This is a genomic window from Clostridium sp. Marseille-Q2269, from assembly GCF_943736985.1.
Taxonomy (GTDB): Bacteria; Bacillota; Clostridia; order Clostridiales; family Clostridiaceae; genus Clostridium_F.
In genome coordinates, this window is the sequence record NZ_CALSFS010000010.1 from 71,070 (window position 1) to 91,120 (window position 20,051).

20 protein-coding genes and 1 pseudogene are annotated in these 20,051 nt (G+C 26.4%); 9 read left to right on the plus strand and 12 right to left on the minus strand.

The window, feature by feature from the left end; all coding sequences use genetic code 11:
* The first annotated feature begins 17 nt into the window (after window positions 1-17).
* Together NGI68_RS11985 and NGI68_RS11990 are read left to right on the plus strand one after the other, a co-directional pair.
* Window positions 18-785 carry a DeoR/GlpR family DNA-binding transcription regulator gene (locus NGI68_RS11985; RefSeq protein WP_251861712.1) on the plus strand — a complete coding sequence of 256 codons (768 nt, stop codon included), beginning with the start codon at window positions 18-20 and terminating at the stop codon, window positions 783-785.
* Between the two features lie 11 nt (window positions 786-796).
* A complete protein-coding gene (locus NGI68_RS11990; RefSeq protein ID WP_251861713.1) occupies window positions 797-1,654 on the plus strand; it encodes a Cof-type HAD-IIB family hydrolase in 858 nt (285 codons plus the stop codon).
* A 340-nt stretch (window positions 1,655-1,994) separates the two neighbouring features.
* On the opposite strand, the gene NGI68_RS11995 is transcribed toward NGI68_RS11990, so the two are convergent.
* On the minus strand, window positions 1,995-2,756 hold the full coding sequence (locus NGI68_RS11995; RefSeq protein WP_251861714.1) for a DeoR/GlpR family DNA-binding transcription regulator: 762 nt from the start codon (window positions 2,754-2,756) through the stop codon (window positions 1,995-1,997).
* Window positions 2,757-3,023: 267 nt separating this feature from the next.
* Between NGI68_RS11995 and NGI68_RS17130 the strand changes: the two genes are divergently transcribed.
* From NGI68_RS17130 to NGI68_RS12015, 5 genes and pseudogenes are all read left to right on the plus strand, one after another.
* A complete protein-coding gene (locus NGI68_RS17130) occupies window positions 3,024-3,488 on the plus strand; it encodes a glycyl-radical enzyme activating protein (protein ID WP_353505391.1) in 465 nt (154 codons plus the stop codon).
* 38 nt (window positions 3,489-3,526) lie between these two features.
* Window positions 3,527-3,925 (plus strand): radical SAM protein, encoded by a 399-nt coding sequence (locus tag NGI68_RS17135; protein ID WP_353505397.1) that lies wholly within the window; start codon window positions 3,527-3,529, stop codon window positions 3,923-3,925.
* Window positions 3,926-3,929: 4 nt separating this feature from the next.
* Window positions 3,930-5,857 (plus strand): annotated as a pseudogene (locus NGI68_RS12005) (formate C-acetyltransferase/glycerol dehydratase family glycyl radical enzyme); the annotation flags it as partial.
* 54 nt (window positions 5,858-5,911) lie between these two features.
* The gene (locus NGI68_RS12010) at window positions 5,912-6,334 is read left to right on the plus strand and encodes a glycine radical domain-containing protein (protein ID WP_251861794.1); all 423 of its coding nucleotides are present in this window, start codon (window positions 5,912-5,914) and stop codon (window positions 6,332-6,334) included.
* Between the two features lie 11 nt (window positions 6,335-6,345).
* A complete protein-coding gene (locus NGI68_RS12015) occupies window positions 6,346-7,014 on the plus strand; it encodes a fructose-6-phosphate aldolase (protein ID WP_251861715.1) in 669 nt (222 codons plus the stop codon).
* A gap of 187 nt (window positions 7,015-7,201) precedes the next feature.
* Here the strand turns inward: NGI68_RS12015 and NGI68_RS12020 are convergent, their stop codons facing one another.
* The 4 genes from NGI68_RS12020 to NGI68_RS12035 form a co-directional block, all read right to left on the minus strand.
* Window positions 7,202-8,128: a DUF6414 family protein gene (locus NGI68_RS12020; protein WP_251861716.1), complete on the minus strand. Its 927-nt coding sequence runs from the start codon at window positions 8,126-8,128 to the stop codon at window positions 7,202-7,204.
* Window positions 8,129-8,245: 117 nt separating this feature from the next.
* Window positions 8,246-8,743, minus strand: coding sequence for a TspO/MBR family protein (locus tag NGI68_RS12025; RefSeq protein WP_502799392.1), 498 nt, complete (start codon window positions 8,741-8,743; stop codon window positions 8,246-8,248).
* A 328-nt stretch (window positions 8,744-9,071) separates the two neighbouring features.
* Window positions 9,072-9,518, minus strand: a complete 447-nt coding sequence (gene csxB, locus NGI68_RS12030; RefSeq protein ID WP_251861718.1) for an exosporium protein CsxB — start codon at window positions 9,516-9,518, stop codon at window positions 9,072-9,074.
* A 103-nt stretch (window positions 9,519-9,621) separates the two neighbouring features.
* Entirely contained in the window at window positions 9,622-10,920 is a 1,299-nt protein-coding gene (locus NGI68_RS12035; RefSeq protein WP_251861719.1) for an RNA polymerase subunit sigma, read from the minus strand.
* 248 nt (window positions 10,921-11,168) lie between these two features.
* On the opposite strand from NGI68_RS12035, the gene cutA reads away from it, so the two are divergent.
* Window positions 11,169-11,504, plus strand: coding sequence for a divalent cation tolerance protein CutA (cutA, locus tag NGI68_RS12040; protein WP_251861720.1), 336 nt, complete (start codon window positions 11,169-11,171; stop codon window positions 11,502-11,504).
* Between the two features lie 76 nt (window positions 11,505-11,580).
* On the opposite strand, the gene NGI68_RS12045 is transcribed toward cutA, so the two are convergent.
* From NGI68_RS12045 to NGI68_RS12065, 5 genes are all read right to left on the minus strand, one after another.
* A complete protein-coding gene (locus tag NGI68_RS12045) occupies window positions 11,581-12,258 on the minus strand; it encodes a response regulator transcription factor (RefSeq protein ID WP_353505398.1) in 678 nt (225 codons plus the stop codon).
* A gap of 337 nt (window positions 12,259-12,595) precedes the next feature.
* Window positions 12,596-13,543: an ROK family protein gene (locus tag NGI68_RS12050; RefSeq protein ID WP_251861721.1), complete on the minus strand. Its 948-nt coding sequence runs from the start codon at window positions 13,541-13,543 to the stop codon at window positions 12,596-12,598.
* A 285-nt stretch (window positions 13,544-13,828) separates the two neighbouring features.
* The gene (locus NGI68_RS12055) at window positions 13,829-14,830 is read right to left on the minus strand and encodes a LacI family DNA-binding transcriptional regulator (RefSeq protein ID WP_251861722.1); all 1,002 of its coding nucleotides are present in this window, start codon (window positions 14,828-14,830) and stop codon (window positions 13,829-13,831) included.
* A gap of 271 nt (window positions 14,831-15,101) precedes the next feature.
* Complete coding sequence (locus NGI68_RS12060; RefSeq protein WP_251861723.1) at window positions 15,102-15,557, minus strand: DUF2383 domain-containing protein; 456 nt, start codon at window positions 15,555-15,557, stop codon at window positions 15,102-15,104.
* Between the two features lie 240 nt (window positions 15,558-15,797).
* A complete protein-coding gene (locus NGI68_RS12065; RefSeq protein WP_251861724.1) occupies window positions 15,798-16,466 on the minus strand; it encodes an NAD(P)H-dependent oxidoreductase in 669 nt (222 codons plus the stop codon).
* Window positions 16,467-16,581: 115 nt separating this feature from the next.
* Between NGI68_RS12065 and NGI68_RS12070 the strand changes: the two genes are divergently transcribed.
* Window positions 16,582-16,920, plus strand: a complete 339-nt coding sequence (locus NGI68_RS12070) for a winged helix-turn-helix transcriptional regulator (RefSeq protein WP_251861725.1) — start codon at window positions 16,582-16,584, stop codon at window positions 16,918-16,920.
* A gap of 273 nt (window positions 16,921-17,193) precedes the next feature.
* On the opposite strand, the gene NGI68_RS12075 is transcribed toward NGI68_RS12070, so the two are convergent.
* On the minus strand, window positions 17,194-18,009 hold the full coding sequence (locus NGI68_RS12075; protein ID WP_251861726.1) for a RelA/SpoT domain-containing protein: 816 nt from the start codon (window positions 18,007-18,009) through the stop codon (window positions 17,194-17,196).
* A gap of 661 nt (window positions 18,010-18,670) precedes the next feature.
* Entirely contained in the window at window positions 18,671-19,990 is a 1,320-nt protein-coding gene (locus NGI68_RS12080; protein ID WP_251861727.1) for a family 4 glycosyl hydrolase, read from the minus strand.
* Between the last annotated feature and the right edge of the window lie 61 nt (window positions 19,991-20,051).

Genomic DNA, 20,051 nt, shown 5'->3' on the forward strand with positions numbered 1-20,051 from the left:
TATGGAGGATTAAGAAATTGTATCAAGAAGAACGAATGGATAAAATACTTGATCATTTAAAAATAAATAAACGTATAAGAGTAGATGAAATATGCAAAATGTGTAATGTTTCAAGAGATACTGCACGGCGTGATTTAGTAAACCTTGAAAAAAACGGTTTAATTCTTAGAACTCATGGTGGAGCTATACTACCAAATGTAAAGGATAAAATAAAAAATTATAAAGATAGACTTCATTCTTGTTCTAAAGAAAAAAAGCTTATAGCAAAACTCGCCACTTCTCTAATAAAAAATGGTGACAAAATAATAATGGATACATCAACTACAGTACAAATTTTCGCAGAAATGCTTGAAGTTGATAATTGCTCTATTATAACAAATTCAATAAATTTGGCTGATATATTATCAGGAAAACCTGATGTAGATATTCATTTATTAGGAGGAATACTAGATAACCAACATAAATTTTTATATGGTTCCAATACCATAACTATGCTTTCCAATTATTTTGCTGATAAAGCATTCATCGGTGCTCTTGGAATGTCAGAAAATGGTGTAACAGTGGCTGACGCAGAAGATGCTTTTGTTATGAAAAGAATGATTGAACAATCTAATGAAACTATAGTTCTAGTAGACCACAGCAAATTTGGTACTAATGGTTTTTTTAAAGTATGTGATTTATGTGATATTGATTTAATAGTTACAGATAAATTACCTAATGAAAATTTAACTAAGATATTTGAAAAAAACAACATAGATATCATATCAGTAAATGAGAAAGGTTAGGGTGGACAATAATGAAGTTAATAGCATTAGATCTAGATGGTACATTATTAAATAATGATAATGTCATAAGTAAAGAAAATGCAGAAGCAATTAAGTATGCTCAAAGTAACGGAATAGAAGTCACACTTTCTACAGGGAGATCTCATTTTGATGCTTCTTCTATATGTGAAAAAGCCAATATATGTACACATATAATTAGTAATAACGGTGCTTCTATTCATAATAAACATAATACAAAGCTATATTCTCTATGTATAGATAAAAACCATGTAAAGGAAATATTACACTGGCTAGACCTTAATAACTTTTATTATGAAGTATCTACAGATAAAACTATCTATACTCCCTTTAATGGTAAAGATATATTAAAAATAGAAGTAGATAAATTAATTAGTACTAACCCTAGATATTTTAAAATGGAGAAACTCCAACAATCTTTAGAAAGACAATTTGTTCAATTGGGATTAGTTTCTGTAAACAATTATAAAGAAATATTAGATAAAGATGCTGATTTTTCCAATATATTAGCCTTTTCATTTGACGAGGATAAAAGAAAATCCTCTATGGATTACTTGAAAAATTTAAATAAATTTTCAGTATTCTCCTCTGGAGATCATAATTTTGAAATGGTAAATAAACATACCTCAAAAGGAGCTTCACTTGAAAGATTAGCATCAATTTTAAATATATCCCTAGAGGACACCATGGCTTTTGGTGATAACTATAATGATGTGTCTATGTTTGAAAAAGTAAAATATAGTGTAGCTATGGGCAATGCAGATGACCGCATTAAGTCCATGTGTAGATTAGTTACAGATACTAATTATAATAACGGAGTGGCAAAAATGATCTATAAATTCATAGACTAATTTTATAAAATAGTCTAAATTAACTTGTTGTGCTAGTTAAATTAGACTATAGAATCATACTTTGCACGTTAAACCAAGGCTAGATCAACTGACAGTAATATTAGCTTATTTAAAATAATAAAATTAATTAATCTCTTATGGGCGTGACCTTTTGGGCGTAACCATAAGTTATTAATACAGTCAGGATATTTTTCCTGTACGGAGACTGTTGATAAAAATATTTTATCAACAGTCTTTTTAACTGAATTTTCAGTTAAGTATTAAACTAAAAATCTAACCTATAATAACTTCTGGAATTCTACACTTAGTTTTGAATTTTTTCATAAAGCATATTGTGATATTAATATAATTTAACCTCATACTCTTTTAAAACTTTTAATATATCTTCACTTGGAGCTTTATCTGTAATTATGCCCTTAATACATTGTAAAGTTGAAAATGCGTATATACCTTCATAATAAAACTTTTCCTGCTCCATTAGTATATATGATTCATTACTTTGAGATATTATAGCTTCCTTAGTATTTCCTTCTTCTAAATCAAAATTACAAACAGTTCCATTTTCTAATTTCACACTAGAACTTCCTATAAAAGCTTTATTAAATGTATATTTTTTTAAAGTATTAATAGTTTCTGCTCCAACATTTCCACCTAGCTCCTTATTATACACACCCCCTATTACAATTAAATTGCAATTAGAATCTTCACCAAACAAGATAGGTATAGAACACATATTAGTTACTAAAGTTATTCTCTTATTTCCCTCGGCAATGAACTGAGCTAACAAAAAATTAATACTAGATATGTCTAAAAATATAATATCCTTTTCCTCTATTAAATCAAAAGCTTTTTTAGCAACCACTTGTTTATTCTCAATATTTTTATATATTCTAGTATTAATATTTATACTCTTTTTAAGATTACCATTAGCAATTGCCCCTCCATATGTTCTTTTTAAGTCTCCTTGTTTCTCTAATTTCTGAAGATCTTTACGTATCATTCCCTCAGACACATTAAACATTTCACTAAGATCTTTTACTAAAACTTTACCTTCTTTATTAATTATATCTATTATTTTTTCTAATCTTTCCTCTGCAAACATTTTATATCTCCTATATTGTTTAATATTATACTTTTACAATTCTTGTATTTAACTAAAGACTTTACAATAAAAATAAAATTTAGTTTATCACTATATCATATTTTTAAATTTATATATTATATTTATATATTATAACCTAAATTGATAATAAACAAAACAGAATAATAATAAATTTTCTTGACAACAAATACAAATACTACTACAATATAATTAAATAATAATAAATGATATAAAATAGTAATAAACAAAACTATAAGGAGTAGTGCTATGGAAAAAACCCTCATTTGTAATATAGAAAAATATGCTACCCATGATGGACCTGGAATTAGAACTGTAGTTTTTTTTAAAGGCTGCCCTTTAAAATGTGCTTGGTGCAGTAATCCTGAAACTCAAAAAAAAGAAAATGAACTATATTATAATAACAAAAACTGTGTGAGTTGTGGAAGTTGTGTAAATGTTTGTACGAAAAATGCCATTTCTATCAAGTATGGCTCAATATATATTGATAAATCTAAATGCATTAATTGTGGTAAATGTACAGACATATGTCCTATGAATGCTTTAAATTTAGTTGCAAAAGAAATGGATGTAGAAGAAGTATTCAAAGAAATTATGAAAGATGAAATTTTTTATAACAAATCTGGTGGAGGTGTAACCCTATCTGGTGGTGAAATATTAACTAGCGGAAATTTTGCTTTAACCTTACTAAAAAATGCAAAAATAATTATATAAATACAGCATTAGAAACTAGTGGATTTGGGAGCTTTGACATACTTTCAACGTTATCACAATTTTCTGATTTAATAATGTTTGATATTAAAAGCACAGACAATGAAATTCATAAAAAATTTGTAGGTGTGGATAATTCTTTAATACTTAAAAATTTAGAGCAACTTAGCAAAATTCACAAAAATATTATTTTAATAATTCCCCTAATACCTGGTATAAATGATACTTATAAAAATATAGAAAAAATTATAGAATTAGCTTTAAAAAATAATATTAAAGAAATTCATATTTTACCCTATCACTCTCTAGGTAAAGAAAAATACAATCAATTAAACAAAGAATATTCTCTTCAAGAACTAAGATCTCCTGATAACGATAAAGTTGATAGGTTTAAAACAATTATAGAAAAAAATAATATTAAATGTGTTGTTGGAGGTTAAATATATGAAAAATTATATTATTAAAAGTGAAAGAATAAAAAAATTAAGAGAAAATATATTAAACAAAACCCCTTCTGTTTGTATTGAAAGAGCTAAATATTTTACACAGTCCTATAAAGAAAATGAAGATAAACCTATATACATTAAAAGAGCCAAAGCTCTTGAAAAAACTTTAGAAAATATGAGTATCTATATTAAAGATGGAGAATTAATAGTTGGAAATCAAAGCTGTAACGAAAGAACTGCACCAATCTTTCCTGAATATGCAGTGCAATGGATAGAAGATGAATTAAAGGAAAAAGGTAATTTTAACAAACGAGAAGGTGATAACTTTTACTTAGAAGAAAACAAAATAGATGAACTTCTTGAAATAATACAATATTGGAAAGGAAAGACTTTAAAAGATAAATGCTATGCTATAATGCCAAAAGAAATAGAAGACGCTATCAATGTAAAAATAATACATGGAGAAGGAAACATGACTTCTGGAGATGGTCATATAATTCCAGATTTTGAAAAAGCTCTAAAGCTAGGACTTAATGGTATTATTAAAGAAGCAGAACATGCTTTAAAAAATATTGATATATGTGAAAATAACTCCTTTAAAAAAATAGCTTTTTTAGAATCTACTATAATTGTAAATAAATCTATTATAAATTTTGCATTAAGATATAGTAAACTAGCAAAAAAACTAGCTTCTAATACTAAAGATAGTATTAGAAAAAATGAATTACTTTTGATATCTAATATATGTGAAACTGTTCCTAAGAACCCTCCTAAAACTTTTATGAAGCTATTCAAATGGTTTGGTTTATACATTTAGTAATACAAATAGAGAGTAACGGACATTCAGCTTCTCTAGGTCGTATGGATCAATATTTATATCCTTACTACAAAAAAGATATTGAATCTGGTAAATTACAAAATAATTTTGCTAAAGAACTATTAGAATGTTTATGGATAAAATTATTTTCCATATTAAAAATACGTCCAACCTCTCATGCAGGTTACGGTGCTGGTTACCCTACCTATCAAAATGTAACTATAGGTGGTTCTAATGAATTCGGATATGACTGCACTAATGATTTGAGTTATTTAATATTGCAATCTGTTGGTGAAATGAAGTTAACTCAGCCAAATCTTTCTGCAAGACTTTTTGAAAATAGCAGTGAAAGATTTATAAGAGAATGTGCAGAAGTTATAAAAACAGGTTTTGGTATGCCTGCTCTCCATACAGATGAAATAATAATATCCTCTCTACTAAACAAAGGAGTGAATTATAAAGATGCATACAATTATGCTATGGTTGGTTGTGTTGAAGTAGCTGTTCCAGGGAAATGGGGCTATAGATGCACTGGTATGTCATTTTTAAATATGCTTAAAGCTATAGAATTAGTTTTAAATGATGGATATGATGAAAGAACACATAAAACTTTATTTAAAGGGAATGGTACTTTATTAGATTTTAATACTTTTGAAGATCTATGGTGTTCTTGGGAAAAAAATATATCTTATTACACTAAGCTTACTGTGGTACTAGATAAAATTGCAGATACAAACTTAGAAGAATTTCCTGACATATTCTGTTCATCTTTAGTAAGGGATTGTATAGGAAGAGGAAAACCTGTAAAAGAAGGTGGTGCCATATATGATATAGTATCTGGCCTACAGGTAGGCTTAGCAAATGCATCAAATTCATTATTTGCTTTAAAAGAACTAGTTTTTAATAAAAAACTTATTTCTCAAAAAGAAGTTATGAACGCATTAAAAAGCAACTTTGCTGGTACCAAAGGTGCTAAGATAAAAAAAATATTAAGCTCTGCCTCAAAATACGGAAACGATATAGAAGATGTAGATATTATGGCTAAGAAAATTTATGAAACCTATATACAAGAAATAAATAAATATACCAACACACGATATAAAAGAGGTCCTATTGGAGGTATTTATGGACTTTCAACCTCTGGAATATCATCAAATGTTCCTATGGGATGTGTTACAGCTGCAACACCTGATGGGAGATCTGCATGGACTCCAGCATCGGAGGGAGCATCTCCATCTCAAGGTTCTGATACTCAAGGCCCTACAGCAGTTTTGAAATCTATAAGTAAATTGCCTACTATATTAATGACAGGTGGACAACTATTAAACATGAAGTTCTCTCCTAATTTATTAATAGGAGAAGATGAATTTTTAAAATTTATAAGTCTTATAAAATCCTTTGTAGCAATGAAATGTTGGCATATACAATTTAATATTATAGATGCTGAAACTTTAAAGGCAGCACAACAAAACCCACATAAATATAGAGATATAATTGTTAGAGTGGCAGGCTACTGTACCCAATTTGTAACTTTAGATAAAACTACTCAAGAAGATATAATATCAAGAACAGAAAAAGCACTTTAGGAGGTTTTATTATGATATACATGATAGACACTGCAAATATTAATGAAATAAAAGATGCTATGGAGTTTTATCCACTTCATGGTGTCACCACAAATCCAACTATTCTTTCAAAAGAAAATAAAAATCCTATAGAATTATTAAAAGAAATTAGTAGCATCATAGGAGAAGAAACACCGTTACATGCCCAAGTAGTCTCCACTTCTTATGAAGGCATTATTAAAGATGCCAAATATTTAAAAGAAAATATTGATGGAAACTTATATATAAAAATTCCCGTTACTAAAGAAGGGATAAAGGCTATCAAATATCTTAAGTCTAAAGACTATAAAATAACTGCTACAGCAATTTTTACAGCTCAACAAGGATTGATGGCATCTGTAGCTGGTGCTGATTATATAGCTCCCTATGTAAATAGAATTGATAATATAAGTGGTAATGGTATAGAAGTGGTATCCTCTTTAATGGATATGTTAAAAAAATATAAACTATCTACCAAAATATTAGCAGCTTCATTTAAAAATGTACAACAAGTTAATGATCTAAGTAAAATTGGAGTTCACTGTGTTACTGTAAATAAAGATATTTTTGATAAAATGCTTCACCATCCTATGACTGATTGGAGTGTTGATAATTTCGCAAAAGATTGGGAAAAGTCTTTTCATAGAACTTCTTTAATTTAACTATGTAGATTTTAAAATTTTTATGTAGGTTTAAACAAAATCCTCCATAGAGTGGATGTTAACATAAAATTGTTAATAGATTCTATATATTAAATAAAACTACAATAACCCCTTCAGTATATATTTAAAAGGCCCTAGATAAAATATACTTATCAACGGCCTTTTAATATATATTATTTTATTTATATTAAACATATATACCTATAGGAATTATTTGTATAGCAGGTGCATTTATTTCCGTTATTATATTTTTAGGTATAGCTATATTGTTATTTCTAAGTATATCTAAGTATGGATTTAAATTATTTATAAAATCCATATAATAATCATCCATACCTGTTTTATCCATTAAGCATATACTTTTCTCATTACTCACACACCTTAAAACTTTTCCTAATACTGTACAAGGGAAATTTGAATTATCATATACATTTTTACAACAAAAAGACTTTTTATCTACATTTAACACTGCTCTACATTTATTGAAATCCGTTACTACATTAGCAGAATCATTAGATTCAAAAATCTTTTTTAAAATATCCAGTTGTTTTTCTATTACAGAGTAATTAGTAATATTATTTTTCATATCTGTAGTTTGTAGTAGTTTATTTAACTCTGATGGCTCATAACATTTTATAGTATTACATATGTTTGTTATTTCATTATAAGTATACTCTGTCATAGTATTAGAATTAAACTCTACATATTCTCCGGATTGTATATTATTATTAATAATATCATCTTCTGTAATATATCTTAACATATTTCTATTTATAAGATTATTTCTCAAATCATAAAATAAATAAAACTTAGTATATATCTTTTTTATAGTCAATTCATTTCTATTAGCAGACCTATCATCTAATGATCCTGAAAAATCATTTATTGTAGTTTCTGAAATATCTTCCACTTTATTACGATCTTTATCGTTATTAGATATCTTATTGTCCTCTGAACATTGATTTTTACATCCCTTTTGCAATCTTATAAAATCACTTTTATCTCTGGTACATCTTATAGATTTGCTTTCTATAAATCCATCTATAACTATAGGATAAATATCTAATAATAATCTTTCATTTAAATAAATAGGCATTACTCTTAATCCATTCAAAGATAATCTGAATCCATAATCAGATTTTCACCTGCCTTATATATTGATACTTATCATATCTATATATATTTTATTAAAATGATATAAATTACTTTTTAAATATATTTATTAAATTAATTACCTATTAAGAATCCATATAGAGTAATTTAGAATGCCAGCAAAACTTACCCATATTATATATGGTATCATTAAGTAAGCTGCTACTTTATCAATTTTATAAAATTCAAAGGTAGTTAATAAAATAAATATAAGTAATAATAGCAATTCTAAAAAAGCTACTCCATATAATCTAAATCTAAAAAATATAATTGTCCATAAAAAATTCAATGCTAATTGTATAAAAAAATATACAAGTGCTTTACTTATGTCTTCCCCCTGTTTTCCTTTTATTATTATTTTATAAAGCGCTACTGCCATAAGTAGATACAATATGGTCCAAACCACAGGAAATACCCATCCTGGTGGAGAAAAAGCTGGTTTTATAAGTTTAGTATATAAATTTTTATCAACCATTCCTAAAAATCCTGATATTAATCCTAAGCTTTCTATTGCTATAACAATAAATATAAGTAGTTTTATATCCTTCCAATGTTTTACTTTGAATATGTTCATAATTATCTCCATGATTATTAATATCTATTACATTATATGATCTCTTATTTTTTATATACTTACAAAGGAATTTTTATCTTATATAAATCATATATTTTTAATATTAAAAATTATAGAATCAACAAAAATTTTATAAATCTAATACTATAGATTTTAATTTTATACTAATCTAAAAATTTCAAACCGAAAGCACACCTACATTTAATAGGTGTGCTTTGAAAAGATGTGTCTTTTTAATTAAATACATAATAATGTTACATTATTATGTATTTAATTAGAATTTACTTTATAAATTATTTTAAACCATAAGCTGTACTTAAAGTCATTTATTTTAGCATGGGTTAGTATAGTTAGCAATTATTCTTACTCTTACATTCATTGATGAACATAAGTCTCTTGTTGGAAGAATAAAGCTAAATCTTCTATTAACATTTGTACATGGTGAACTAGTTTCATCTGAGCAGCCGCATCCACCGTGACCACTTACAGTAAAGGTTTGAGATCTAAAAGCTAATACGTTATTAGAGTCATCTATAATTATACATCCTACAGTTAATTCCTTTCCAATACAAACATTTCTTAAAACTACATTTACTTGTAATAGTCTTGATGTATCAGCCACATTTATAGGATCTGTTACTGTTCTTTTACAAATTTCACAAGGTTTAAAATGAATACAATTACTTCCTTGTTCTGCATTACAGAATTCTGATATAGTAAAAGTATTTACATCTAAAGCTTCTTTGTTTACCATCTTTTCTTCTGAAGATTTACTCATAACATTTATCCCCCTTTAACTAATTTAAATTGCATGAATTAAACGTCCTATACTATACTATATTAATGGGTGTTAATAAATGTTACCCTTGTTTTTTTATTTGTTAAGCCTCATCTTCACCTAAATTCATATCATACTCCATATCTATATTTATAGAGTTTTCTTTTAACTTTTCTATATCAATTTCACTAAAATTACTGTTATCCAAATTTATTTCTTGTGATTCTAAATTATTTAAATCATGGGATAAATCTATTTTTTCTATATTGGGCATTTCCATTTCATCTGTATTTTCCTGTTTTATTTTATCCACATTAATATTCTTTATTTCTTCCTGTGGAACTTTTTTCTCTACATATACATCGTTATCTTCCTCGTAAGGCACTTGTTGTTTTAGCCTTATATCCTCATTTTCATACTGTACTTCATCTTTTACAATTATATCTTTTTCTTCATTTTGCTCTTTTTCTTTTAAATTATAATCTGTTATTTCTTCCTTTAGAACTTCTTTATTCATATATTCATCTGTTACTTCTTTATGTGGAACTTCTTCTTTTATTTCTACATCTCTTATTTCCTTATATGGCGTATTCTCTTCTATATTTACATCATTTACTTCTTCATATGGAATCTGTTGCTCCATATTTATATTTTTTATTTCTTCATATAAATGTTCTTCTTCTATATTGGTTTCTGGTATATCTTCATATATGGTGGCCTCTCTTACATTTACGGACTGCACATCTTCATATTGTACATCTTTCATATTTTCATACTGTACTTGTTCAATATCTTCATATTCTACATCTTCCATATTTTCATACTGTACTTGTTCAATATCTTCATATTCTACATCTTCCATATTTTCATACTGTACTTGTTCAATATCTTCATATTCTACATTCTCATTATAATTAATTCCTTGGTCATAATCTTCCATAATTTCTGTGTATTGATTTTCTGTGTCTAAAATTGTCCCCATACCAATCAATAAAGATAGTGAAAATTTATTTTCGTTTAAAGCTGCAATAAATGCTTCTTCAACAAATAGAATTGGCTTTATATCATCTGCAAAATTAACATCTACTGGAAGCAATCCAGAAATGATCTTATTAACTTCTGTAGAATAAATATTGTCATCATATGGATTTTCTGAAAACAATATTCTTATATTTATAGACCCTTCTATAAAAATTTTATACTCTTCTTGAGTAAATATATACTGCCACTCAGTTATTTTAGGCTCTACAAAAACTTTTAAAATTTCTCCTATTTTTAGATTATTATTTACAAGACCTATTGTATAAGATTTACACAATTCTTTATAGGGATATTGTATATTATGTTTACTTATTTCCTCTTGAGAAGTAATTCCTTCTATTTCTATAGGTTTATTTTCCATAATAACACTCCTTTCTTATAGAATTTGTCCTTTCATAAATAGTTTATGTTCTTTTATTTATAACGTGTAATTTTTAACTATAATAGAAATGAAATTTTTAGGAAAGATATAAATTTACTCAATACATTTTAAAATTAAATGTTCAAATTTAAACTTGTTTTTTTAATTGATATTAAATAAATAATTTTAATACTTATGATGTAGGTTATAATAATAATAAATCCATATAGAAAGGAATATATAAAACAATGGAATTTGAATTTGTTAAAATAGAAACCTTTATACCAGAAGAATATATAAGCCAATTAAGAAATGAATTAAATCATATAGGGGCTCTTAGCATAGGTGGAAACTATGATAACTGTATGATGATTTCTAAAGTTAATGGTTCATGGAGAGCTTTAGAAGGATCAGATCCCTTTAAAGGTGAAATAGGTAAAATATGTGAAACAGAGGAATGTAAGATAGAATTTTGTTGTAATAAAGACGTATTAGAAAATGCAATATCTACTATAAAAAAAGTTCATCCATATGAAATACCAGTGATAAATATAATTCCTATATTAAATCCTTTTAAATTTTAATTATATAAAATAAAAAATAAGAAAGTATAACTTAGGACTTTTATTCTTTCTTATTTTTAATTAAAATACTTAAATTTTATATTCTATATCCTACTCTTCTAACAGTTTTTATATACATACAGTTTTTTGGATCTGTTTCTATCTTTCGCCTTATATTTGATATATGAACCATTACAGTATTATCCGATTTAAAAAAATTTTCTTTCCACACTCCTTTGTAAATTTCAGGTATACTCATGACTCTCCCCTTATTTTTTGCCAAAAGATCTAAAATACAAAACTCTTTTTGTGTGAAAATAATCTTTCTATTACCTATGAAAACTTGTTTTGTATTAGAATCAATCTTCAAGTCTCCTATTTTAATTATTGATTCACAATTGCAGCCTTTGGTAACTTTACTGTGCTTTTTTATTTCCAATCTTACTCTTAATATAAATTCTTCTCTAGTAAATTGCTTAGTTGTATATTCTGATGATAATCCAATTATTTTATCAACCACCTTACCTTCTTTTGTAGATAAAAATATTATAGGTTTATTACATTTTTCTCTTATTTCATTACAAAGTTCAATTCTATTCAATTCATCTATCATTATATCTAATATTACTAAATCTACACACTCTTCCTTTATAATCTTTAAAGCATTATGACTATCTGAAACCTGTATTTTATCATAACCTTCATTTCTAAGATATGTAGAAACAGTGTTTGTTATTATATTATTATTATCAACTATTAATATTTTTTCTAAGATTAATTATAGATTTTGTATGCACCTTCTTTTTTTCTATAAAAATAGTATAAAATATAAATATTAAAATATTAGTAAAGAATTCTTACGAATTATTAACATTATTAAATTGTTTATACTTATATTTAGCATCAATTGATAATTAAAAGGACAATTCATAAATTCATTATGCAATGGTTTTCCCATTATATAAAACATAATTCTTTTATAACAATATTGAAAGTAAATAAACTATAGGCATTAGCTATTATAGCTAATGCCTATAGTTTATTAATAATGGTAATTTTATAACTTTGGAAATATATAAATTAATCATCTATACCATGTTAACTTTAATACATTAATTTTCACTTTCAGTTATTGCCAAAGCTGCAGCTCCTAATACTCCTGCTTTTCCTCCAAGCTTTGCTTTTTCTATTTTACAGCTATCACTAATAGCCTTCCAACATCTATCTTTAACTTCTTTATTTATTGTATTTATAACAATTTCTCCTCCGTTTATAACGCCTCCACCTATAACAACCATTTCTGGATCAAAGGTATTTACTATATTGGCTACAGTTATACCTAAATAAGATAGACAGAATTCTAAGACTTCCTTTGAAATCTTGTCTTCATTTTTAGCTTCTTCAAAAACTTCCTTAGCAGTTAAATTGTCATATTTATTTAAAGAACTTTTACCATTTTTTTTACAGGCTTCTTTTGCCCTTTTCATTATTCCAGTACCAGAACCTAAACTTTCTGCACATCCTCTATTTCCGCAACCACATTCTGGGCCATCCTTCATAACTGTTGTGTGACCTATTTCTAAAGCATTTCCTGTATGTCCTCTATATATTTTATTATTTATTATAGCCCCTCCGCCAATACCTGTACTAGCAGTTATGTATATCATATTTTCCGTGCCTTTTCCTGTACCAAACATAAATTCAGCTAAAGTAGCTACATTAGCATCATTATCTAAATATGCTGGAATATTATATTTCTCTTCTATAGGTTTAACCAAGCTAAAATTTTCAAAAGGTAAATTTGAAGATGAAAGTATTATCCCTCTCTTAACATCTAATGGTCCTGGTGAACCTATTCCTATAGCTCTAATTTCTTCTGTATTTATACCTTCTATAACATGATCAATAGTATCTATTATTTTATGTAATACTTCATTTTCTCCCTTACTTGCCTCTGTTTTAACATGTCTTTCTTTTATTACATTTCCCTCTAAATCAACAAGTGCTGTATAAATCTTTGTTCCACCTAAATCAACACCTACTACATATTTTTTATTCATGTTATCACCTCAATAGTTAGTAATGTATATTTTTAAATTTTATGTTATAATTTTTAAATTTTATGTTATAATTTATAAAATTTATTGTTCATTTATATGATTTTCATTATATCAATGCTAGTAAAAGTTTACAACAAAAGGTGTTTTCAAATTCATTAATATCACTAATTTATTATGGTAAATTCAACAAAATACTCACTATTTTTAGTATATCCTTGTGCAAACGTTTGTCCAAAAGTTTATATTAATTATATGTATTTTTATATACTATATAAAAATACCAATCTATCTAAAGGATTCTCTTTCCATAAAAATTGTTTCCACTATATAATGAGTTCTTGAATTATCTATTCCTTCTATATTATCTATCAATAACTTAGTAGCATAATATCCAAGGGCTGACCCATTTATATCTACAGAAGCTAATTGAGGTCTTTGAAATATATCTAATGGTATATTATTAAACCCAACTATAGAAGTATTATTTAAATTTTTTTCTTGTAATGCCTTCATAGCCCCTATAGCTAATAAATCATCCATTGCAACTACTGCTGTAGGAATTGTTTTTTGTAATAATTTATTCATCTCAGCAAAACCTTCTTCTTCTTTAAACTCCTGCCCATAACTAATCAGCTTTTTATTAAAACTAATTCCATTCATCTCTAGCGCTACTCTATATCCCATTTCTCTATGCTTGCACATATTTAAATCCTTTTCAGCTCCTATTAAAGCTATCTTTGTATGTCCTTTATTTATTAATTTACTAACTATTTTATACATAACCTTAAAATTATCATTATCAACCCATAGTATTCCTTCTGTATCTTTCAATCTTCCCATAATAACAAAAGGAAAATTTATATCTTTTAAATATTTTATATTTTCATCATTTTCTTTTGGCCTTAGTAAAAGTATACCTTCTATTAATCCACTACTTGTTAAATCTCTTATATGTTTTTTCTCACTTTCTTTATTATTACTAAACGCATAAGTTATGTAATATTCTTTTTTTTCAGCATAGGAACTTATACCTTTCATAGCTTGTATAAAGAATGGATTTGATAATAAATTTTCTGCTTCTTCTGGAAGCACTACTCCTAATATTCTAGTTTTATTATTAACTAATCCCCTTGCTATTGCATTGGGTTTATATTTAAGTTTTTCTATAATTTTGTATACCTTTTCTTTTGTTTCATCACTTATTCTTGGATGATTTGATAATACTCTTGAAACTGTAGAAGGTGAAACGTTTGCTTCTTTAGCCACATCTTTTATAGTAATTTTCATTCTATTATCTCCTTTTAATACATTATATATAGTAACACAAAACTTTATTTTACTTATATTATCCATATATTATATAATTTTATGTTACAAATAAATATTTTAATTAAAAGTAATCATCTATAGCTTACCAACTAATTTAAATTTTCTCAAGAAAAAATTATAAATAAGAAAAATTTAAATATTAAAGCCTATAAATTGTAACAATAAATTTATAGGCTTATAATATAAATTTCCAATAATAATTTACTCATAAAAATTTACTATTTTTATATTATCTATTATAGTTTCTAATAATTTCGTTAAGAGTATTTAAATGAGTGTAATAATCATTGACTATAGCAATAACTTCCTTCATCAAACTAGAATCTAAGTCCTTATTTTCTTCTTTAAACTTTTCTGCTTGCTTTATTCCCATTTCCATAGCTTTTATAGCATGATCACAAACTTCTAGGTCATTATTTACAGGTATTAGCTTTATCTTTTGAAAAAATTCTGCCATAGTTCCAGAAAAACCCAAAGTATCTGGAGCATTTTCTCCCATTTGTTCTATTCTATTAGTAATAGCTTCTTCATGTCTTTTAAAAGACTCTATAATATTTCTTAATTCATCTTTAAGTTCTACATTTTGAGCCTTATCAAGATAATCTTTAAAAGTACTACCACCCATGTGTATACCTTTTAAAAATTTATCCATTTTTTTTGCATCCTTTTCTAATAATGTATTCATAGTAAAATCACCTCAACTTATTTTTATCCTATAGCATCTTTATTATACTTATATAAATTTCAAAAAATAAAAGAACTGTCTCATAATGTATGAAAATACAATATAAGAAGTCCTTTCTCTATTCTATATCTAAATTTTATTTAAAAAATTAATAATTAACAATATATTTTAGATTATTTTAAAATATTTTTGTATAACAATTTATTTTGACTCAACCTCTTTATTATATTAATTATATAATTAGATCCATTCAATAACTTCCTTTTTTGATTGTCTTGTTTTTTCATATATTTCAGCTTTTGGTGAGCGATATCCGAAAGCTACCATAACTGAAGCACTATAATGATCTGAATCCATTATATTGTTATTTTTTAATATTTCATTTATTTTTTCTCTATCAAAGCCCTCCATTGGACAAGAATCTATTCCAATTTGTGCAGCCGCAGACATCATATTAGCTAATGGAATATATGTTTGCTTTGAAGCCCAGTCAAATAATTTTCTTTCATCAGTTAAATCAAAGTCATTTTTTTGAAATTTAGAATAAAAATCTGCCTTCATTTCTACAACATCAGATGGCAATTTTTGTACATTATTCATTATATTAAAAGTGTAATCAGATCCTGCAGCAGTATCAATAGCTTTTCTTGCAAGAATTATAACAAAGTAACTAGCTGTTGGTAGTTGACCTTGAGCTCCCCATGAATATTTCTTTAATTCTTCTCTTATTTTTTTATCCTGTACTACAATAAATCTCCATGGTTCAAATCCAAATGAGCTGGGTGATAATCTAGCTGTTTCCAATATAAAATCAAAGTCTTCTTTAGAAACCTTTTTTTCAGGATCAAATTCCTTACACGCATATCTAAATTTAAAAGCATTTAAAATTTCTTGTTTTTTATTTTCCATTACTTTCACTCCTTTTCTTACTTATATCTTAGTGTTATACTAAGAATAAATTAATATTCTATTAATAACAAGTATGCACTTATTTGTTAGATACTAACTTAAAGGAGAGCAATGGATGAATAAAGAACAAAATGATAAAAAAATATGTTTAAGAGCTACATGCCCAATGGAATTTACCATGAATGAAATCGCTGGCAAATGGAAGCTAGTTATACTTTGGCATATTTATGATGAAAAAAATATTAGATACGGTGAATTAAAAAGAGCAGTAAATAATATATCCCACAAGATGTTAAGCAATCAATTAAAAGAATTAATTGATTCTGAATTAGTCCATAGAAAATTATATAATGAAGTCCCTCCTAAGGTAGAATATTCATTAACCACTAAAGGTAAAACCCTTATACCCTTATTAAATATGATGTATAATTGGGGATTAGAATTTATGAACTAAACATTGTATGATAACTTTGTATATAAATTAACTTGTTGTGCTAGTTAAAGTCAGCTTATAAAATTATATTTTACACATTAAACTAAGGCTAAGAACTGTCAGTAATATTGGCTCAAAGTTTAACTTATCAAAATATGATTTCTAAAGCCACTTTAAATAGCACGAGATATTAGTTTTTGTACTTAGCTATAATTATATTAAATTCTTTAATCTAAATGTAAATATAATTATATTAATATATTCTAAATAAAATAAAAACTATAAAAATACTATCTACTTATCTTTATTACGTTTTATTTCTTCTTTTAGTGCTTTTATTTCCTTATCCTTAGTGGCTATTATTTTCTCATACTTTCCTTCTCTTTCCCCCCAATTTTTATTAAGTAAATTTATAAACGAAGCCATTTCATCTGCACTTCCTGAAATACGATTAAATAAAAGAAGATTTAATGCTAACACTTCTGGAATTTCTTTATGACAATATCTCAATTGATGATCAATTTCTCCATAACCTTCTTCAAATATTGTCCTTACTTGAATTTCTGCTATAACCCTTTGATTTGTTGGAAAAAATTCTATTAAATAATGCACAGATCTATATCCGGATTTTCTTGATTGAATTTGAATATTAAGTTCATCAAATCTTTTAGTGTCATCTCCTTCTCTAACATTAGCAGTTATCTCTATAACTTTCCAAGTATCCAAGATGAATTTATGTATGTCTTCCCAATCCTGTTTAAATATATGTATAACCCTAATACCTATTAGATCATTTATTTCCTCTTTATAATTCTCAACAGTAAACTGAAAATCTTCACCATATTTTTCTTTTCTATTAGGAGTCTTTCTAATAATTTTTTCTATTAATCTTTCAGGATCTTTAACCCTAGATTTAACAGAATGTATTTTGTTATGGGTTCTTAATATATTAGATATAAAATCACTTTGGCTTTCGTAAGTATCTCTATATTTATTAAAATCTAAATATATATCATTTAAATTATCCCATTGTATTTTGTTTTTAATAATATCTTGTTCTATTGAAGGATACTTTTTAAAAAAATCTTCTTTTATAAGTTTGTTTTTCATGCTTTCCTCCCATTTGATAGACTTTTTTGTTATGCCTTTAAATATGAATTATATAAACTTCTACATATGAATTCTTATAAAAATAAAATTTAGGAATTACAAGAGATGATGTGAAATCACTTACTCCTTGATCAAATGTTATTACCTGGGAAATTCCACTTAATACAATCATTAATTCTGTAAAAATTTTACTATATTTGAATATTTATCAAAAACTATATCTATAAGTTCTCTTAAATTCAATAGTTATCACCTCCCACATTATTATATATCAAGAACATGGGTATTTTAAAATATATTTTTCTATGTGATTTTAAACTTTAATGCTTTAAATATAAACATCCACCTAATAAATATATAGATTAACTATTAGTTGAATATTCTTTTATTTTTAAAATTATTTCTTTTGTCAGTTGATAATATCATCCTTAATGTCAATATCCATTTCATCGCCCTGTTTAAAATATAAAAAACCCGTCTCTTAAATAAGGGACGGGTTAAACCGCGTTACCACCCTAATTCTATAAAAAGACCCATGCAAAAGAGACCTTTTATAGCTCTTAGTTACGTATACACCAATATGCTGATCTTTTAACCATAAAAGATTCCGACAAAACTTATTAAACTAATTTTAAGGATATGGGTTTCATGATTTTATAAACTATTTTAGTTCTGGAAAATATTCTTTGTTTGCTTCAATAAGTGCATCTAATATCTCTTTTGCTTTATGAACTGAAGGAACAGTAGCATTTAATGTTAATGCCTTAAGGGCTTTATCGTATGATCCCTCTAGTGCAGCATCAACAGTTAACTTTTCATAAGTATTTTGATTTACCATCATTGCTCTATAGAATGTAGGTATTTCTATGGAACTATTAACTTTTGCACCATCTTTCCCTATTGTTCCGAAGGTTTCTATAACAATATCATCATCCATATTAGAAAAGCTCCCATTGTTAACTACATTCACCATAAATCTTTCATTTGTATCGTTGGCTATAGCAACAGCCTGATCAACTATAAAGTCTCCATGAGCATCTAATGAATGTTCAAATTCCTTAATAGAATTAGCCTTTATAACTGCCTTGGCCTCTTCAAAAATCTTCTTTCTTCTTCCATCCATAACTTGATTTGCTCTTGTATAATTAGGATCTGATTTTTTAACCATAGCTTCTGGAAAATAATAATACTGCATATAAGTTAATGGTATATACTCAGGAAAGGCTTTTACTCCCTTGGCTATATTTTCAAATGTTTTTACCCAGCTATCATCTAGATGTCCAAAATCAACTAGTTTCATTTTGTCACCTTTTAACATAATATCTCTTAATTTATGAATTAACTCTTCTCCTAATTTATTTTTAATTGAAGTAAACCATCCAAAATGATTCAATCCAAAATATTCAAATGTTAGTTCTTTTTCTTCATATCCAAGGGTTTGAGCCATAGCCATTTGTTGAACTATAGGCATATCACATATAAATAAAGATTTTGATTCAGGCACTTCTCTTCTAACAGCTTCTGCTAAAATTGGAAGTGGATTTGAATAATTTATAACCCATGCATTAGGAGCATATTTAACTACATCTTTTGTTATTTTAATTATTGAATAAATGCTTCTCATTGCAAAAGCAAATCCACCTGGTCCACATGTTTCTTGACCAACTAAACTATGAGCTAAAGATACTTTCTCATCTTTCTCACGCATTTCTAATCCGCCTGTTCTTATTTGAGTAAATACAAAATCTGCTCCTTTAAAAGCTTCTTCATTAGAAGTAGTCCATTTAACTTCTGCTTTAAAATTTTCATCCCTAAATAATATCTGAAGGTATTTTCCCATTATTTCTAATTTTTCTTTATCTACATCTTGTAATACTAATGTTTCAATAGGCATTCTATCATAAGCATTCATAATACTTCTTACTATTCCAGGTGTATAACTACTTGCTCCTCCAACAATTACAATTGTATACTTTTTCATAAATATCTCTCCTTAGTTTTAAATATTTTTATTTTCTATTATGATTTCTATAAAAAATTCT

Coding starts and splice junctions, on each gene's coding strand:
- NGI68_RS11990 (WP_251861713.1), top strand. CDS start 797: ATGAAGTTAATAGCATTAGATCTAGATGGTACATTATTAAATAATGAT.
- NGI68_RS11995 (WP_251861714.1), bottom strand. CDS start 2,756: ATGTTTGCAGAGGAAAGATTAGAAAAAATAATAGATATAATTAATAAA.
- NGI68_RS17130 (WP_353505391.1), top strand. CDS start 3,024: ATGGAAAAAACCCTCATTTGTAATATAGAAAAATATGCTACCCATGAT.
- NGI68_RS12010 (WP_251861794.1), top strand. CDS start 5,912: ATGGGATGTGTTACAGCTGCAACACCTGATGGGAGATCTGCATGGACT.
- NGI68_RS12015 (WP_251861715.1), top strand. CDS start 6,346: ATGATATACATGATAGACACTGCAAATATTAATGAAATAAAAGATGCT.
- csxB (WP_251861718.1), bottom strand. CDS start 9,518: ATGAGTAAATCTTCAGAAGAAAAGATGGTAAACAAAGAAGCTTTAGAT.
- NGI68_RS12035 (WP_251861719.1), bottom strand. CDS start 10,920: ATGGAAAATAAACCTATAGAAATAGAAGGAATTACTTCTCAAGAGGAA.
- cutA (WP_251861720.1), top strand. CDS start 11,169: ATGGAATTTGAATTTGTTAAAATAGAAACCTTTATACCAGAAGAATAT.
- NGI68_RS12050 (WP_251861721.1), bottom strand. CDS start 13,543: ATGAATAAAAAATATGTAGTAGGTGTTGATTTAGGTGGAACAAAGATT.
- NGI68_RS12055 (WP_251861722.1), bottom strand. CDS start 14,830: ATGAAAATTACTATAAAAGATGTGGCTAAAGAAGCAAACGTTTCACCT.
- NGI68_RS12060 (WP_251861723.1), bottom strand. CDS start 15,557: ATGAATACATTATTAGAAAAGGATGCAAAAAAAATGGATAAATTTTTA.
- NGI68_RS12065 (WP_251861724.1), bottom strand. CDS start 16,466: ATGGAAAATAAAAAACAAGAAATTTTAAATGCTTTTAAATTTAGATAT.
- NGI68_RS12070 (WP_251861725.1), top strand. CDS start 16,582: ATGAATAAAGAACAAAATGATAAAAAAATATGTTTAAGAGCTACATGC.
- NGI68_RS12075 (WP_251861726.1), bottom strand. CDS start 18,009: ATGAAAAACAAACTTATAAAAGAAGATTTTTTTAAAAAGTATCCTTCA.
- NGI68_RS12080 (WP_251861727.1), bottom strand. CDS start 19,990: ATGAAAAAGTATACAATTGTAATTGTTGGAGGAGCAAGTAGTTATACA.